This window comes from Halomonas sp. IOP_31, from assembly GCF_021151495.1.
GTDB lineage: Bacteria > Pseudomonadota > Gammaproteobacteria > Pseudomonadales > Halomonadaceae > Modicisalibacter > Modicisalibacter zincidurans.
The window spans coordinates 125420-142740 of record NZ_JAIRBP010000002.1; the positions used below are offsets into that span (position 1 = coordinate 125420).

The 17321-nt window shown below is 62.0% G+C and carries 12 protein-coding genes; 8 read left to right on the plus strand and 4 right to left on the minus strand.

Annotated features, from left to right (window positions below; genetic code table 11):
- Positions 1-2: 2 nt before the first annotated feature.
- The 3 genes from pyrH to rpsB all read right to left on the minus strand — a co-directional run bounded on the left by pyrH (position 3) and on the right by rpsB (position 2718).
- Positions 3-806, minus strand: a complete 804-nt coding sequence (gene pyrH, locus K7I12_RS02315) for a UMP kinase (RefSeq protein WP_231662886.1) — start codon at positions 804-806, stop codon at positions 3-5.
- Positions 807-926: 120 nt separating this feature from the next.
- Positions 927-1796 (minus strand): translation elongation factor Ts, encoded by an 870-nt coding sequence (gene tsf / locus K7I12_RS02320; RefSeq protein ID WP_231662888.1) that lies wholly within the window; start codon positions 1794-1796, stop codon positions 927-929.
- 166 nt (positions 1797-1962) lie between these two features.
- Positions 1963-2718, minus strand: a complete 756-nt coding sequence (gene rpsB / locus K7I12_RS02325) for a 30S ribosomal protein S2 (RefSeq protein WP_031384669.1) — start codon at positions 2716-2718, stop codon at positions 1963-1965.
- Positions 2719-3024: 306 nt separating this feature from the next.
- Between rpsB and map the strand changes: the two genes are divergently transcribed.
- The 3 genes from map to K7I12_RS02340 all read left to right on the plus strand — a co-directional run bounded on the left by map (position 3025) and on the right by K7I12_RS02340 (position 7718).
- Positions 3025-3813, plus strand: coding sequence for a type I methionyl aminopeptidase (gene map, locus K7I12_RS02330; RefSeq protein WP_231662889.1), 789 nt, complete (start codon positions 3025-3027; stop codon positions 3811-3813).
- Positions 3814-3864: 51 nt separating this feature from the next.
- Positions 3865-6540 carry a [protein-PII] uridylyltransferase gene (locus K7I12_RS02335; RefSeq protein ID WP_231662890.1) on the plus strand — a complete coding sequence of 892 codons (2676 nt, stop codon included), beginning with the start codon at positions 3865-3867 and terminating at the stop codon, positions 6538-6540.
- Between the two features lie 131 nt (positions 6541-6671).
- Entirely contained in the window at positions 6672-7718 is a 1047-nt protein-coding gene (locus tag K7I12_RS02340) for a Fic family protein (RefSeq protein WP_084173589.1), read from the plus strand.
- A gap of 80 nt (positions 7719-7798) precedes the next feature.
- Here the strand turns inward: K7I12_RS02340 and K7I12_RS02345 are convergent, their stop codons facing one another.
- Positions 7799-8518, minus strand: a complete 720-nt coding sequence (locus tag K7I12_RS02345) for a hypothetical protein (protein WP_231662891.1) — start codon at positions 8516-8518, stop codon at positions 7799-7801.
- Here K7I12_RS02345 and K7I12_RS02350 point away from each other — a divergent pair.
- From K7I12_RS02350 to dapE, 5 genes are all read left to right on the plus strand, one after another.
- The gene (locus tag K7I12_RS02350; protein ID WP_231662892.1) at positions 8504-11329 is read left to right on the plus strand and encodes a site-specific DNA-methyltransferase; all 2826 of its coding nucleotides are present in this window, start codon (positions 8504-8506) and stop codon (positions 11327-11329) included. The genes K7I12_RS02345 and K7I12_RS02350 overlap by 15 nt on opposite strands.
- Complete coding sequence (locus tag K7I12_RS02355) at positions 11320-14490, plus strand: DEAD/DEAH box helicase family protein (RefSeq protein ID WP_231662893.1); 3171 nt, start codon at positions 11320-11322, stop codon at positions 14488-14490. Before K7I12_RS02350 ends, K7I12_RS02355 begins: the two co-directional genes overlap by 10 nt.
- A gap of 166 nt (positions 14491-14656) precedes the next feature.
- The gene (locus K7I12_RS02360) at positions 14657-15013 is read left to right on the plus strand and encodes an arsenate reductase (RefSeq protein ID WP_231662895.1); all 357 of its coding nucleotides are present in this window, start codon (positions 14657-14659) and stop codon (positions 15011-15013) included.
- A 58-nt stretch (positions 15014-15071) separates the two neighbouring features.
- Positions 15072-16097 (plus strand): 2,3,4,5-tetrahydropyridine-2,6-dicarboxylate N-succinyltransferase, encoded by a 1026-nt coding sequence (gene dapD, locus K7I12_RS02365; RefSeq protein ID WP_231662897.1) that lies wholly within the window; start codon positions 15072-15074, stop codon positions 16095-16097.
- Between the two features lie 49 nt (positions 16098-16146).
- Positions 16147-17313 (plus strand): succinyl-diaminopimelate desuccinylase, encoded by a 1167-nt coding sequence (gene dapE, locus K7I12_RS02370; RefSeq protein WP_031384660.1) that lies wholly within the window; start codon positions 16147-16149, stop codon positions 17311-17313.
- The last annotated feature ends 8 nt before the right edge of the window (positions 17314-17321 follow it).

Here is a 17321-nt window from a genome sequence, read left to right on the forward strand (position 1 = left end):
TTTCAACCTCTGTCTATCAGCGTACCTTCCTTACCACCCACGACCAGGTTCAACAACGCCCCGGGCTTGGTCATGTCGAATACGCGCACCGGCATGTCATGGTCCCGTACCAGGCAAATGGCGGTCAAATCCATGACCCCCAGCTTGCGGTCGAGCACTTCATCGTAACCCAGTCGCTCGTACTTGACGGCATCCGAGTGACGCACGGGGTCCTTGTCGTAGACGCCGTCGACCTTGGTGGCCTTGATCACCACGTCGCCATCGATCTCGATGCCGCGCAGGCAGGCCGCGGAGTCGGTGGTAAAGAAGGGATTGCCGGTACCGGCGGAGAAGATCACCACGTCGCCCGAGGTGAGATAACGAATGGCGGTGCGTCGGTCGTAGTGCTCGACCACGCCGCTCATGGGGATCGCCGACATCACCCGCGAGCGGATGTTCGAGCGTTCCAGGGCATCGCGCATGGCCAGCGCGTTCATTACCGTGGCCAGCATGCCCATATGGTCACCGGTCACGCGTTCCATGCCCGCCGCATGCAACGCCGCGCCGCGGAACAGGTTGCCGCCGCCGATGACGATGCCGACCTGGACGCCGATGCCGACCAGTTGCCCGATCTCCAGTGCCATGCGGTCGAGCACCTTGGGGTCGATGCCGAACTCGCCATCGCCCATCAGCGCCTCGCCGGACAGCTTGAGGAGGATCCGCTTGTACTTTGATTTGTCGCTGCGCGGTGCGGACTTGTCGCTGCGCGGCGCGGACTTGTCGCTGCGCGGTGCGACGCTGACATTCGGGTCGGGAAGGGCGGGCATGGTGTCTCTCCTGGTAACAGCGGAAAAGTGGGCAGCCGGCGCTAGCGCCTAAAACCACCGGCCGGATACACAATGGCGTGCGCCGAAGCGCACGCCATGCAACAACCAGAAGTTAGGACCTCAGCTGCGACGAGCCTGTTCCATGACTTCCTTGGCAAAATCGACTTCTTCCTTCTCGATGCCTTCGCCGACCTCGAAGCGCGTGAAACCAACCACTTCACCGCCGTGCGACTTGACGTAGTCGGCCACCGAGGTGTTGGGGTCCTTGACGAACGGCTGCTCGGTCAGGCTAACCTCGGCCAGGTACTTCTTGAGACGGCCCTGGACCATCTTCTCGGCGATCTGCTCGGGCTTGCCGGCCATGTCCGGCTGGGCCAGGATGATCGCCTTTTCCTTGTCGAGCTGCTCCTGGGGCATGTCCTCGGGACGCGCCACCAGCGGGTTGATCGCCGCGACGTGCATGGCGACATCCTTGGCCGCGTCGGCATTGCCGCCCTTGAGCTGGGTCAGCACACCGATGCGACCGCTGTGCACGTAGGCGCCGACCACGCCATCGACCGGGGCCTCGACGACCACCGCGCGACGCACGCTGATGTTCTCGCCGATCTTCTGCACCAGCTGCTCGCGGGCGGTTTCCAGCTCGCCGTCCATCAGCGCGGCGACGTCTTCGCTTCTGGTCTCGAAGACCTTGGCGACGACTTTCTCGGCAAAGGCCTTGAAGTTGTCGTCACGGGCGACGAAGTCGGTCTCGGAGTTGACCTCGAGCATCACGCCGTAGCGGCCGTCGTCGGCGACGCGGGTCACCACCGCGCCTTCGGCGGCGGTACGACCGGCCTTCTTTGCGGCCTTGAGACCGGAGTTCTTGCGCAGGTCCTCGATCGCCCGCTCGATGTCGCCGTCCGCCTCGGTGAGCGCCTTCTTGCACTCCATCATGCCGAGCCCGGTGCGTTCCCGCAGTTCCTTGACCAGCGATGCGCTGATAGCTGCCATGGTGAATACCTCTGAAAATTGTCGACGTCGAATGACGTAAGCAAAGTTGGCGCTCGGCGCGTCGGGTTCTACCAATCCCGGCGCGCCGAGCCAAGCCTGATAGTCGGAGCCTGGCCCCCATCGGCCTGCCCGGACGGCTTCGCCGCGCGGGCGGGCCCGCTATCGATCACTCGGCGACTTCGTTGCTCTCGGTAGGGTTGCTCTCGATGCTCTCGGTTACCTCGACGAACTCGTCGGGACGGCCTTCCTTCGCCTTGGCGCTGGCATCGGCGATCGCCTGCACGTAGATCTGGATGGCGCGGATCGAGTCGTCGTTACCGGGGATGACGTAATCGACGCCATCGGGGTTCGAGTTGGTATCGACCACGCCGATCACCGGAATGCCCAGCTTGTTGGCTTCGTTGATCGCGATGCGCTCATGGTCGACGTCGACCACGAACAGCGCGTCGGGCAGGCCGCCCATATCCTTGATGCCGCCCACGCTGCGCTCGAGCTTGTCCTGCTCGCGGGTGGCCATCAGCACTTCTTTCTTGGTCAGCTTGGCGAAGGTGCCATCTTCGTGCATGGCTTCCAGCTCGCGCAGACGCTTGATGGACACGCGGATGGTCTTGTAGTTGGTCAGCATGCCGCCCAGCCAGCGATGATTGACGAACGGCTGACCGGCACGCTGGGCCTCTTCCTTGATGATCTTGCTGGCCGCACGCTTGGTGCCGACGAACAGGATCTTGTTGTTGGAAGCGGCCATCTTCTCGACCACGGCGGCGGCGTCGTTGATCGCCGGCAGGGTGTGCTCGAGGTTGATGATATGGATCTTGTTGCGTGCGCCGAAGATGAACTTGCTCATCTTCGGGTTCCAGTACTTGGTCTGGTGCCCGAAGTGGGCGCCTGCCTTGAGCAGGTCACGCATATTGACTTGCGCCATGGGAATGACTCCTGATGTATCGGGTTAGGCCTCCATGCACCCCATGGATCCGACCGCGACGAGTGTTCCGCCGACGGCACCCGGGACCATGTGTCGGTGCATGTGTGTTTTTCAAGGCATTGATTGCTTGTCGCCTGACGCCGCGCTCTGAAGCCGTGCTCGGCAGATGCAATGTCGAGACGGAGCGCCAAGGCGGAGTACGGTTTGCAGTCAAGCGCGCGGCTTTATACCATAGATGACCGCCAAGATGAAGCCGGCCGGGCCTTTCAGGCCGACTCGCGGCCCCATTTCCCGACCCGAGATTCCATGAACGTCCCGATCAATACCCCCGACGATATCGAGAAGCTGAAGATAGCCGGACGCTGCGCCGCCCAGGTGCTCGAGATGATTGCCGAGCATGTCCGTCCGGGCGTCTCGACCGGCGAGATCGACAAGCTGTGCCAGGATTATCTTGAGCAGGAATTGGGCTGCACATCGGCCACCATCGGCTATCACGGTTACCAGCACGCCACCTGCATCTCGCTCAACCACGTGGTGTGTCATGGCATTCCCGACTTCGGCAAGCTTTTGAAGAACGGCGACATCTTCAATATCGACGTCACCGTGATCAAGGACGGCTATTACGGCGATACTAGCCGCATGTTCGTGGTCGGCGAGAACATCAAGGGCGAACGCCTCTCGCAGATCACTCAGGAGTGCCTTTACAAGTCGCTGGCAATCGTCAAGGAGGGCGCCCGGCTGTCCGACATTGGCAAGACGATCCAGGCCCATGCCGAAGCCAACGGCTACAGCGTGGTGCGCGACTTCTGCGGGCACGGTATCGGCAAGAACTTCCACGAGGAACCGCAGGTACTGCATTATGACGGCTACGACCAGCATAACGACCTGATCCTCAAGGAAGGCATGTGCCTGACCATCGAGCCGATGATCAATGCCGGCAAGTACCAGACCAAGGTGCTCAAGGATGGCTGGACGGCGGTCACCCGCGACAAGAGCCTGTCGGCGCAGTGGGAGCATACGCTGGTGGTCACCAGGGGCGGCTGCATCGTCACCACGGTGCGCCACGACGAGGACCTGTCGTTTCTCGACGGCTGACCGCCGTCTTCGTTGACCCGCCCTTCGTCGCCGCCTGGAGAGTCGTTTCGCATGCTGCTGCATCACTACCGCTTCGTGGCCGACGACAGCCTGTTTGACGTCGCCGACTTTCGCGCCGAACTCGACACCGGTCGCCCGCCGGTCCCGCTGTACAAGCAGGCGCTGGGCGACATCCAGACGCGCCTCGACGCACGCTTTCGCGACGGCGCCGACATCCGCGACCTGATCCACGGACGGGCCTGGTGCCTCGATCGGCTGCTCGAGACGGCTTGGACCCGCCACCCCTGGCCCGATGCCGGCGTCGCGCTGCTCGCGGTGGGGGGCTACGGTCGCGGCGAGCTGCACCCGCATTCCGACATCGACCTGCTGCTGCTGCTCGAGCACGACGACGACGCCCCCTATCGCGAGCCGCTGACTGCCTTCATCACCTTTCTCTGGGACATCGGTCTGGAGATCGGCCACAGCGTGCGCTCGCTGGCCGATTGCGAACGCGAGGCGCGCGCCGATGTCACGGTCATCACCAACCTGCTGGAGACGCGCACCCTGGCCGGCGCCGAGCGTCTTCGCGAGGCCATGGCCGAGCGCCTGTCGAGCCATCACATGTGGCCGCCGGCTCAGTTCTTCGAAGCCAAATGGCAGGAGCAGATTGCCCGTCACTACAAGCACAACAACTCCGAGTACCAGCTCGAGCCCAATCTCAAGAGCTCTCCCGGCGGGTTGCGCGACATCCAGATGATCGGTTGGGTGGCCAAGCGCTATTTCGGCCCGCTGCGTTACGAGGACGTCGTCGCCCAGGGCTTCATGAACGACGCCGAGCTGCAGATCCTCAGCCAGGGCCAGGCTTTCCTGTGGCAGGTCCGCTACGCCCTGCATACCCTCACCGGGCGCGCCGAGGATCGTCTGCTATTCGACCATCAGCGCGCCATCGCCGAGCTGTTTGGCTTTCACGACAGCCACCAAGGTCTCGGCGTCGAGCAGTTCATGAAGCGCTACTACCGGCATGTCACCGCGCTGGCCGGGCTCAACGACATGCTGCTGCAGCATTTCGACGAGATGATCCTGCGCGGCGACGAGGCGCTCGAGATCCAGCCACTCAACGCCCGCTTCGAGATTCGCGGCGGCTACATCCAGGCGCGCCACCCCGGCGTCTTCCGCCGTCGTCCCGCCGCACTGCTCGAGCTGTTCCTGCTGATGGCCCAGCACCCCGGCATCGAGGGCGTGCGCGCCGAGACCATCCGCCTGATCCGCGATCACCGCCACATGATCGACGAGGCCTTCCGCGACGACCTGCGCCACCAGAGCCTGTTCATGGAACTGCTGCGCAGCGGCGGCAACGTGCCGCGCCAGCTGCGGCGCATGAACCGCTACGGCATCCTCGGCAAGTACCTGCCCGAGTTCGGCCAGGCGGTGGGGCTGATGCAGCACGACCTGTTCCACCTGTACACCGTCGACGCCCACACCCTGCGCCTGCTCAAGTTCATCCAGCGCTTCCGCGAGACCGCCGGGCGCGAGGACTTTCCGGTCGCCGCCACGCTGATCCATCAGTTGCCCAAGCTCGAGCTTCTATGGATCGCCGGGCTCTATCACGACATCGGCAAGGGCCACGGCGGCGATCACTCGCTGATCGGCGCCCAGTACGTCGCCGAGTTCGGCGAGCGTCACGGCCTGTCGCCCCGCGACACCCGGCTGGTCGCCTGGCTGGTCGAGCACCACCTGCTGATGTCCAAGACCGCCCAGAAGCGCGACATCTCCGATCCCGAGGTGATTCGCGAGTTCGCCCACCAGATGCGCGACGAGGTGCATCTCGATTATCTCTACGTGCTCACCGTCGCCGACATCACCGCCACCAATCCCTCGCTGTGGAACGGCTGGCGCGCCGCGCTGCTGCGCCAGCTGCATGGCGAGACCAAGCGCGCCCTGCGCCGCGGCCTGGAAAACCCCATCGACCGCGACGACTGGGTCCGCGAGACCCGCGCCGAGGCACTCGGCCTGCTGCGCACCCTGGGCGCCGACGTCGCCCGGGTCGAGGTGCTGTGGGACACCCTCGGCGACGACTACTTCATGCAATACACGCCCAGCGAGATCGTCTGGCAGACCCAGGGCATCCTCGCCCACGCCGGCTCCGAGCTGCCGCTGGTGCTGGTCAGCGCGCCCGCCGAGGACACCAGCGAAGGCGGCACCAAGGTGTTCATCCATACCCGCTCGGTGGACGATCTGTTCGCCGCCACCGCCGCGGCCATGGACCAGCTCGACCTGTCGATCCACGATGCACGCATCGCCACCTCGAGCAACGACTGGACGCTCAACACCTTCATCGTGCTCGACGACGCCAACGAGCCGATCCGGGAAGCGGCGCGGCTCGAGCGCATGCGCGCGTACCTGGTCGAGGAGCTCGACGATCCCGACGACTACCCGCAGATCGTCAATCGCCACACCCCGCGCCAGCTCAAGCACTTCCGCGTGCCCACCCAGGTACTGATCGAACAGGACCCGGCCAACGCGCGGACCATGCTCGAACTGATCGCCCCCGACCGCCCGGGGCTGCTGGCGCGGGTCGGGCGGATCTTCATGGAGCAGCACATCGCGCTGTCGGCGGCCAAGATCGCCACCCTCGGCGAGCGCGTCGAGGACGTGTTCTTCATCACCGACAAGAACGGCGAGCCGCTCATCGACCCCGAACGCCAGGCGGCGCTGCGCGAACGGCTGCGCGAGATGCTGAGCGTTTGACACAACCCGACAAAAAAGGCCAGACAAAGCACTCGTCCATAGGAATAGGGTAACAAAGCAAAAATAAGGGCAAACTGGTGAAAAATTACCCCATTGAAGCTATTATGCTCCCCTTCCAATAAGGGGGCGGCATGCATTCACTTTCACCTGAATTTCTGGATAGGCTGCGCTATGACGGCTTGCAACTTGCCACCTTGCGTACGCTAGGAGAGCATCGCGGAAAGCAACAACTATTCACCATTCAGTCACCGGAAGTGCTACGTGATCTCAAACAAGTGGCAGTCATCGAGTCAGCTGAATCTTCTAACCGCCTCGAAGGCGTCGTAGTAAAGCCCAGTCGGCTCAAACCCTTGATAGTACGCAACGCTACGCCTAAAAGCCGCTCCGAGCAGGAACTGGCGGGTTACCGCGATGCGCTGGCACTGATTCATGAATCGGCAAGCGATATGCCCCTTTCCGTGGGAGTCGTCAGACAACTGCACGCCCTTCTCTACCGCTATATGCCGCAGGATGGCGGGAATTGGAAAGCAACCAACAATGACATCATCGAGAAAGGGCCTGATGGCAGCAGTCGTGTTCGCTTCCAGCCAGTCGCCGCGCACCTAACCCCCATGGCCATGAACAAGCTAGTGGATTGCTACCAACATGCCCTGGATCGTCATTTGGCCGACCCTCTCGTACTGGTCCCACTCACCATCCTGGACTTTCTCTGTATTCACCCTTTTCCAGACGGCAACGGACGTATGGCCAGATTGCTGACACTCGTACTGCTCTATCATTTCGATTATGACGTGGGTCGCTTCATCAGCCTGGAGCGTATAATCGAGGAATCCAAGGAGAGCTACTACGAAACCCTCGAAACCAGTTCCCAGGGCTGGCACGAAGGCCAACATAACGCCCGTCCCTGGCTCGACTACTTTTGGGGCGCTCTGCTGCGCGCCTATAAGGAGTTTGAAGCGCGTGTCGGCACCATTGACAACAGCCGGGGGAATAAAAGCGATCGGGTTCGTGCCGAAGCGCTTAATCGCACCCTACCTTTTTCGATCTCCGAACTGGAAGAGAGTTGTCCCGGCATTAGCCGCGATACCGTGCGCCTAGTACTACGAGCACTGAAAGCCGAAGGGCTAGTCAAACCGACGGGGAAAGGCCGGGGCGCAAAATGGATAAACATACAGTAAAATGATATTCAACCACGTCTCAGCTTGTTACCGAACACTTTTGGACAACCATGACCGCACCGATCCAAGCCTTCGACCAGTTACGCCGCTTCCTCAAGGACATGTTCCAGTTCGAGGCCCACGACCTGGACTTCGGCATTTACCGCATCACGCGCTTGAAGCGTCAATTCATCCAGTCTTTCATCGATGGCGAAGCGGACAACAGCCTGCGCAGTACCGTCAATCACGCCCTGGGTAGCGTACATAACAGTCAGAGCGAAACCGCACGCCACTGGCTGGCGGCCTTTGCCGCCCAATTCGGTGACATGGGCCGTCCGCTCTGGCAGGCCGTGGTTGAAAACCCCGACGATGAAAATGCGCAAACCCACTTTAGGAGCTTGTTCACCATGCCGGTGCTCAGCGATGAGCAGCGCGAACAGGCCGAAGCCCAGCTGACCAACTTCCTCGAGACCCGCCAGCTCTCTGCCGAACAGCTGGAAACCAAGGTCTACAACCACCTGCTCAACTTCTTCGAGCTGTACTACCAGAACGGTGACTTCGGCTACAACACCCGCGCCACCAGCGCCTTCAAGGTGCCCTACGAAGCCGATTACGATGGCTCGGACACCTTGTTCCATTGGAAGCACAAGGACAGCTACTACATCAAGACCGGCAACGGCTTTCACAGCGTACGCTGCCAGGTCGCCGGCCAGTGGCTGGAATTCCGCCTGGCCAGCGGCGGCGATGAAGACGCCGAAACCAGCGAGCGCAACAACAACAAGGACATCAACCACAAGCATTACCGCTTGACGGGCATTCACCCCGTTGCCGAGCAAGATGCCGAAGGCAATGAAAAAACCGTCTGGCAGGTGCGCTTCATCCTGGCGACCAGCCCCACCCCCAAGATCGAGCTGTACACTCGCCTATGGCAGGACGTTTTCCAGAGCGGCGACGACCTCACATCCTACCTGCACAAGAAGCCCGGCAAGAGCGACCCCGAACCCGGCAAGCCCGTTTTCAATGACCTGACCGACGACTTCGACAAGAGCGACGGGGGCCAGGTCAAGGGCATCGGCCAGCTGCGCCTCAAGTTTGATAAGTACATCGAAGAGCTGGCCAAGCGCAGCGAGTTCGCCGATCTGGGCGGCAATGCCGGCGAGCGCCAGCAGGAGCTGGCGCAGGACTGGATTGCGAGCGCCCTGTGGCAAATCGACCGCAACCTCAACAAGTTCTATGTCGGCAACGATTCCGATTATTTCATCCACAAGGACCTGCAGGGCTTTCTCACCCGTGAGAAAAGCCGCTTCATCAAGCAGGTGATCTTCTCGGATCTGGATGCGCTATTGCATGCCGGCGAGGATAACGCCACCCCCGTGATTGCCCGCGCTTTCAACCAGGTCGCGGACACCTTGATCGGTTTCCTCGCCGCCATCGAGAATTTCCAGAAGGGCCTGTTCGAGCTGAAGAAGAAGGTCGTCGATACCCACTACCTGATTTCCGTGGGCAAGATCCCCTCACGCCTCCACGAGCGGATATTCGCCAATTCCGCCCAGCGCGAGGAATGGCGCGATACGTTCAAGGTTGACCTCGGTAGCGCGACCGAGCTGGTCGAACATCCCAATTTGGTGGTCGATACCCACTTTTATCGTGAAAGCGACCCGGCCTTTCAGGATGACCTACTCAGCCTGTCCGAATTCGACGACCTCGACGAGCAGACCGATGGCTTGCTGATCGCCTCAGAAAACTGGCAGGCGCTGAATCTGCTGCAGGAGAAATTCCGCGAGCAGATCAAGTGCGTCTATATCGACCCGCCCTATAACACCGGCGGCGATGGCTTTTTGTATAAGGACAGCTTCCGGCATTCGAGCTGGGCGAGCATGATGCATGACCGGCTAGCGCTGGCGCATACCGCCCTCAGGCAGGACGGCGTTATCTTTTCGAGCATCGACCATCGTGAGCGCAATAGCCTGCAACACTTGCTTGACGAGCGTTTCGACAATGCCAACCAGGTGGAGGAGCTGATCTGGGCGCAGAATACCAACGACAATCGCGCTCCGGCCTACTCCACCAATCATGAATATGTGCTGGCCTACGCCAGAAATAAAGCAGCTGCCACGGCCGGGACGCGCATGTTCCGCGAAACGCGCCCCGGCTACGCCGAAATCACCGAGTTACTGGAAGAGATGCAAGGCGATTACCCAGCGCCCGCCACGGTCGAGTCCGCTATCAAGGGGCTGATGGAGCAACACAAGGAAGAGTACAAAAAAGAACTGGAAAGTGTTGGCCTGACCTATAGCAAGGAGACCCAGAAACAGGACCCTTGGCGCGGCATCTACAATTACCGCCGCGTGGAATACCGCACACCGGAAGGGCGCTATGTATCTCCAGAAAAGGCCGAGGCGCAAAAAGCCGTACTTTGGGCTTGGCGTGAAGCTGATGCTTCTGCGCCACCCAAAGATGATGCGCGTAAAATCACCGATCCCGGCGATCCTAACTACCGCTTCTATCGGCCAGCCCATCCGCTAACAGGCAAGCCCTGCAATTATCCCAATGGTGGCTGGCGGCTGCGCTTCGCTCCCGATCCGGACGATCCTCGCAAGGACTCCTTTCAGGCACGTCACGAGGATCATCGCATCGTCTGGGGCGAGAATGATAAGAAAGTGCCCCAGCTTAAACGCTTTCTGCACGAAGTCGGTAGCAATGGCAGCGAGGACGATGGCGGTCTATCGGTTCCCAAGTCGGTTTTTCATGATTACACCGATGGCGCCAAACAGATAGAAAGTTTATTTGGCGAGAAAGGCGTGTTTCGCTTCCCCAAGCCCACCACGCTGATGGGGCGTTTCTTCGAACAGACCACCGATGCCGGTGACTGGGTGGCCGACTTTTTTGTCGGCTCCGGTACCAGCGTTCATGCGCTGTTGCGTCTCAACAAAGAGCATGGCGATCAGCAGAAGCGACACTTTATGGCTGTGGAAATGGGCGACTACATCGACAAGGTGGTCAAGGCTCGCACCAAACGAGTCATGTTCTCGCTGAATTGGAAAGCCGGCGAGCCCGTTAACGAGAACGGCCTGCGTCATCTGGTAAAAATCCAGAGCTTCGAACAATACGAAGACCTGCTCGACAACTTGGCACTGGACGATAGCGGCCAGCCGCGTACGCATTGGGATGAATCCGCGCTACCCCAACAGATTCCGGTCAACTACCTGTTCCGTCCCGAACACAACAGTCTTTCCAGCTCGCTGGATGTTTCCCGGCCGTTCAGCCAAACGCTGCGCATCGGCAAGGCCCGCGAAGAAAAACCCATCGACCTGATGGAAACCTGGTGCTATTTGCAGGGCTACTGGGTCAAGTCGCGCCGCGTGTATCGCCCTGACACCCACCCAGATCTCGACCGGCAGTATCTGGCCGTGGAAACCACCCACGGCACGCTGGTGGTGTTTCGCGATATCGATCCCGCCGAAGACGACACCACCAACCTGCACGCCATCCTCGCCCACTATGCCGACGCTCAGGGCGTCAGCCGCATTCAGCGCCTGGAGCTGAACTTCGATGCCGACCTGCGCCGGCTGGAGCTCGACACCTACCTGATTCAGGCCAGCGACTTCTTGCGGGGGGCACAATGGAGCTAAAACTCTACAACCATCTCAAGCACGAGCTGCTGGGCGAGTTTTCCGCGCGTGCCGAAGGGCATGAACGCGACTATCAGAAACAGGTGGAAAGCTTCGCCTCGCGCCAGAGCAGCGGCCTGCCCAAGCCGATGGGGCGCAAGATTCAGAAGTGGCTGAACGACTACAACCAGCTGCTTTCGCGCCCCTTTACTCTACGCTATTACCAGATTTTGGCGCTGTATTTCACCGAGCATGTGCTGGAGCAAAAGCGCGCCGGCAAGAGTTTTGCCGAGCAAAAAGCGCTGGCGTACTGGATGGCCACCGGCAGCGGCAAGACGCTGCTGATGCATCTCAATATTCTGCAATACATCGCACACATTGGCGGCGGCGCAGCCTTCGACGAGTTGCAGATCATCCTGACCACGCCGGGCGTCAACCTGATCGAGCAGCATGAGCGCGAGCTGGGCGAAGTGGTCCGCCAGCTGAACCGCCTGTACAACAACCGCATCAAGCTCACGGTCGCCACCACCGGCGCGCTACTCAACAAGGAACCCGGTTTCTTCAACATGCCGGACAGCACCCGGCTGTTCCGCCTGGTGCTGGTGGATGAGGGCCATATCGGCCTGGCCAGCGGCGGCAAGGAGGTCGGCGCCTTCAAGCAACTGCGTCAGGAACTGCTCAAGCCGGATAACGCTTTTCTGTTCGAATACTCGGCAACCTATCACGGTATCAGCGATACGCATGTGCGCGACTACGAAGAACAGATCGTCTACGACTACAACTATTACCGCTTCTTCAAGGATGGCTACGGCAAGGACTACGCCCTGCAGAGCCTGGCCGACGATCGCTTCGCCGATACCGGCAAGGGCGATGCCGCCTTCTTCGCCAGCACCTTCGATACCCTGCGTGAAAAACTCACCGCGCATGAGCACTTGACCGTCAGCCAGGCGCATGGCGCCGGCGAGCTGCCCTTCGCCGGGCATTTCCCCGACAAGCCGCTGCTGGCCTACATGGGCAATACGGTGGAAGACCCCAGAAAGGAAGGCACCGCCAAGGACGAAGTTTCGGACATTCGCCGCTTCGTGGTCTGGCTCGCGCATCTCGATGCCACCGATCGCGAGGCCTATTCCCCCATCTTCAACGACCAGCACAGCGGCAAGCTGACCCTGACCCGCTCGCCGGGCGTGGCCGATGAGATCTGGCTGTCCTGGGGCGATGGTCAATACTGGGGGTTGATCAACGTCGGCAACGGCGACAAGTTCTTCAAGGAGTGTGAGGCGCACCCGCAGTTGCATGACGCCAATGGCGAGCCGCGGGTGACATTGAGCAAGGCGCCGATCGTCAATGCGCGCTATCACTTCGACGCCATCGATGACGTGGGCTCGCCGATCAATGTGCTGGTCGGCAGCCGCAAGTTCGCCGAGGGCTGGAACTGCTTTCGGGTATCGATCATCGGTCTGATCAACCTCGGCTCGAGCAAGGGCAACAAGATCATCCAGATCTTCGGGCGTGGCGTGCGCCTGAAAGGCCTGCGCGGGGATGGCAAGCGTCGCCATCAAGAACACTGCACCGATTATGCGGCGCTGGTGGCGGACGATACGCCGGATAGCCAACTGCGCCGCCTGGAGACCTTGAACGTCTACAGCCTCAACCGGTCATGGCTGGAAGTCTTTCTCAAAGCACTGGAAAAAGACCTGCCGGCGATTGCCGGGCCTTACAGCCTCGAGGTGAAGCCCGCCGTCGTGCAGGTGGGCACGCACAAGCAAAAACGTGCGCCGTTGGCGTTCACCGAGTATCAACACAAGCTGCATACCTTCAAGGTAGGACGTGCCGATTTCGATTCGCCCTTGCGCATCACGCTGAACGCCGCGACGCATGAATGGCATTGGCACTATTTTCAGCGAGACGGATTTCAGCAAGGCGGGTTTCAGCAAGACGGATTTCAGCGAGACGGAACGCAGCAAGGCGATGTATTCAGCGGCCGGCTGGCCAACCCCGGTTTCAGCCTCGATTACCGTGCGGACCGCAGCCAACCGGGCCACAACCTGGTGGCTAGCCTGAAAGCGTGCCTCGCGGACCAGGCGCTGTTCGTCTCCAGCGATTGGCTGCAAACCCGCCTGCGGATCTGGTGTAGCCAGCAACGTGTGCAGCTGTATGTGAACCATGACGGCGCCAGCCAGCCTCTTACCCTGGCGGCGCTGCTCGCGCCGACCAAGGAAGTGCTTTACGACCAGCCACTGAGCGAGCGCAACTGGCCGGTCATCGAGCGCCTGCTGGAAGAGGTGCAGCGCGATTTGCTGGAAAAGATGTTCCACAAGGTGCGTTATGACATCGACAGGCGTCAGTATCGTTTTGAGACCGTACGCCAGAATGCGCCGGACGCGCGCGGCGATTTTATCGATCGCTACACCCTGACTTATGAGTTCGCGGACCAGACGCAGAAGGTCGCCTTCGAGAACGATGCCTCACTGAACCAGCAGATTCAGCTCGATCTCGAGGAAGCCCAAGGCGATTACCATATATACGAGCCGCTACTCGGCGAAGCCGCCGATACGCTACTCAAGAAGCATAAACTCAAGCGTATCGGCATATCGCCGGACAGCCTCAACGCGGGCGAGCGCAAATTCCTTCGCGACATCCTGGCGTTCATCGACGTCAACTATCCCCGCGACCATCGCGAGTTTTACCTGATGCGCAACGTCGAGTCGCTGCGCTCGATCGGCATCTATCTGGAAGGCGAAACCCGCGTTTTCTATCCCGATTTCGTGCTCTGGATCGTCGATGACAAGGCCAACAGAACCACGCTGGCCCTGTTCGACCCCAAGGGCCAGACCGGCATCGTCAAGGAGGACGATCTCGGCCTGAAGGGTGTAGATGGCATGAACGACAAGGTGCGTGTCGCCACCAGTGGCCAGCTCGTCGAGCTGGCAAAACAACTGCAAGGCCGGACGGAGCGAAAGTGGTCCATCCATTCATTCATCCTACTACGCGATAAGTCGCCGCTGGGGCGCTGGAAAGGCTCTTCGCCGACCGATAAGGAAATGGAACTAGCCGAAGACATGATCAAACGCGGTGTATTGCGTCTGGATTGGCATGGAAAAAACGAATCGGGGCACGCTTCTGCCACGCTTCGCGATGGCGACTCGTACTTGAGCCGAATTTTCGCTCAGCTCCTGGCATGACATGCACGGCCGGCGCATTTGAGGGGAACCCCACGGCTTGCCTATAATCGGTGGCTTCGCGCCCCACGGCACCCATGACAAGACAATCCTGCCCTGGCGCCGACGCATCCACGCTTCCCACGAGCGACACGTTCGACCCGCTCTCGAATCAGGACCGACCCGGCCCATGAACACGTTATACGGCATCAACAACTGCGACAGCTGCCGCAAGGCGCGCAAGGCCCTCGAGGCGCGGGGCATCGATTACCGCTATCACGACCTGCGCGACGACGGCCTCGACCGCGAACGGCTGACACGCTTTCTGGCCATGGCCGAACTGGCCACGCTGCTCAATACCCGCAGCACCACCTGGCGCGGTCTGGACGGCGCCGACCAGCAGGCGGCCCGTGACGACGACGAGCACGCCGCCGCGCTGATCCTCGCCCAGCCGACACTGCTCAAGCGACCGCTGCTCGATACCGGCGAACGGCTGCTGGTCGGCCTGCCGCGCGACGGCTATGCCGGTCTCGACGACTCGGCGTGAGCGCAGCCGCCCGACCCACGCACTTTCTACTTTCTTACGATATTTTCAGGAGAATCGCATGCTGAGTTTCGCACTCGGAATCGGCAACCAGAACACCCAGGGCGACTGGCTCGACGTCTACTACCCGGCGCCGCTGTTCCAGCCGGAAAGCGCGCTGGCGGAGGCCGCCCGCGAGGCGCTCGACGCTCCCGCCGGCAACGCCGTGGTGAGCTTTTTGCCCGAGCACTGCGGCAAGCTGGCCGAGGCCCTCAAGGCCGCCGGCAATGCCGAACAGGCCGAGCTCGCCACCTCGCTGGCGGCCAGCCGGCGACCGTTGGTGGCGACCTTCATCGAGACCGACCAGCCGCCCTCGAGCGCGCCGGAGGTGTATCTCAAGCTGCATCTGCTGTCGCACCGCCTGGTAAAACCCCACGGCGTCGACCTGACCGGCATGTTCGGCCTGCTGCGCAACATCGCCTGGACCAACGAGGGCCCCATCGACATCGAGGAGCTGCCCGCCCGGCGCCTCAAGGCGCGCCTCGAGGGCCGTTCGCTGTCCGTGGACTGTGTCGACAAGTTCCCCAAGATGACCGACTACGTGGTACCCACGGGCATTCGCATCGGCGACACCGCACGGGTGCGCCTGGGCGCCTATCTCGGCGAGGGCACCACGGTGATGCACGAGGGCTTCGTCAACTTCAATGCCGGCACCGAAGGCCCGGGGATGATCGAAGGCCGCGTCTCGGCGGGGGTGATGATCGGCAAGGGCTCGGATCTCGGCGGCGGCTGCTCGACCATGGGTACGCTGTCCGGCGGCGGCAACATCGTCATCAAGGTCGGCGAGGGTTGCCTGATCGGCGCCAATGCCGGGATCGGCATCCCGCTGGGCGATCGCTGCACCGTCGAGGCCGGGCTGTACATCACCGCCGGCACCAAGGTCGCGGTACTCGACGATCAGGGCCAGGAAGTCGAGAAGCTGGCGGCCCGCGAACTGGCCGGCCAGAGCGACCTGCTGCTGCGGCGCAACTCGCTCAACGGGCGTGTCGAATGCCTGACCAACAAGAGCGCCGTGGCGCTCAACGAAGCGCTGCATGCCCACAATTGATCCGTGGCGCCCCGACCGGGCGCCCCAACCGCCGCTATCCGGAACCGCCATGTCCACGTCCGCCACTGCCGCGACCCGCCAGCCCCTGTCAGCGACGCTGGAGCTGGCCATCGAGCTGATGCGCCGCGTCTCGGTGACTCCCGACGATGCCGGCTGCCAGGCGCTGATGATCGAGCGCCTCGAGCGTCTCGGCTTCAGCATCCAGCGATTGGCCTTCGGCGATGTCGATAACTTCTGGGCGGTGCGCGGCCACCACGGCCCGGTGCTGGCCTTCGCCGGCCACACCGACGTGGTGCCCAGTGGCCCCGAGGCGCAGTGGCACACGCCGCCGTTCGAGCCGTACATCAACGAGGCCGGCGAGCTGTGCGGGCGCGGCGCCGCCGACATGAAGGGCAGTCTGGCGGCGATGCTCACCGCGGTGGAGCGCTTCGTCGCCGCGCACCCCGAGCACCCGGGACGGCTGGCGTTTCTGATCACCTCCGACGAGGAGGGCCCCGCCATCGACGGCACCCGGGCGGTGGTCGAGCACCTGCGCGAGGCCCACGAACGGCTGGATTACTGCATCGTCGGCGAGCCCTCGTCCAGCGAGCGGCTCGGCGACACCGTCAAGAACGGCCGGCGCGGTTCGCTGGGCGGCGTGCTGCACGTCAAGGGCGTGCAGGGCCATGTCGCCTATCCGCACCTGGCGCACAATCCGATCCACGCCACGGCACCGGCGCTGGATGCGCTGTGCCGCGAACACTGGGACGACGGCAACGCCTTCTTCCCCGCCACCAGTTTTCAGATCTCCAACCTGCGCGCGGGCACCGGCGCGAGCAACGTGATTCCCGGCGAACTGGAAGTGGTGTTCAATTTCCGCTACTCCACCGAGGTCACCCATCAGCAGCTGCGCGAACGCGCCGAGGCGATTCTCGACGCCCACGGCCTCGACTATCGGCTCGACTGGACGCTCAACGGCGAACCGTTCCTGACCGCCCGGGGCGAGCTGATCGAGGCGGTGCTCGCCGGGGTCAATGACGCCACCGGCGAGACGCCGGCGCTGTCGACCGCCGGCGGCACCTCGGATGGCCGTTTCATCGCCCAGCTGGGCAGCCAGGTGGTCGAGCTCGGCCCGCTCAACGCGACCATCCACAAGGTCAACGAACGCGTGCGCGCCGCCGATCTCGATACCCTGAGCCAGGCCTACGAAGCGATCATCAAACGGCTGTTCACCTGAGGTTCGCC

Bases quoted from the DNA above. Each gene is read 5' to 3' on its own strand.
- pyrH (WP_231662886.1), bottom strand. From the start codon at position 806: ATGCCCGCCCTTCCCGACCCGAATGTCAGCGTCGCACCGCGCAGCGAC.
- tsf (WP_231662888.1), bottom strand. From the start codon at position 1,796: ATGGCAGCTATCAGCGCATCGCTGGTCAAGGAACTGCGGGAACGCACC.
- rpsB (WP_031384669.1), bottom strand. From the start codon at position 2,718: ATGGCGCAAGTCAATATGCGTGACCTGCTCAAGGCAGGCGCCCACTTC.
- map (WP_231662889.1), top strand. From the start codon at position 3,025: ATGAACGTCCCGATCAATACCCCCGACGATATCGAGAAGCTGAAGATA.
- K7I12_RS02335 (WP_231662890.1), top strand. From the start codon at position 3,865: ATGCTGCTGCATCACTACCGCTTCGTGGCCGACGACAGCCTGTTTGAC.
- K7I12_RS02340 (WP_084173589.1), top strand. From the start codon at position 6,672: ATGCATTCACTTTCACCTGAATTTCTGGATAGGCTGCGCTATGACGGC.
- K7I12_RS02355 (WP_231662893.1), top strand. From the start codon at position 11,320: ATGGAGCTAAAACTCTACAACCATCTCAAGCACGAGCTGCTGGGCGAG.
- K7I12_RS02360 (WP_231662895.1), top strand. From the start codon at position 14,657: ATGAACACGTTATACGGCATCAACAACTGCGACAGCTGCCGCAAGGCG.
- dapD (WP_231662897.1), top strand. From the start codon at position 15,072: ATGCTGAGTTTCGCACTCGGAATCGGCAACCAGAACACCCAGGGCGAC.
- dapE (WP_031384660.1), top strand. From the start codon at position 16,147: ATGTCCACGTCCGCCACTGCCGCGACCCGCCAGCCCCTGTCAGCGACG.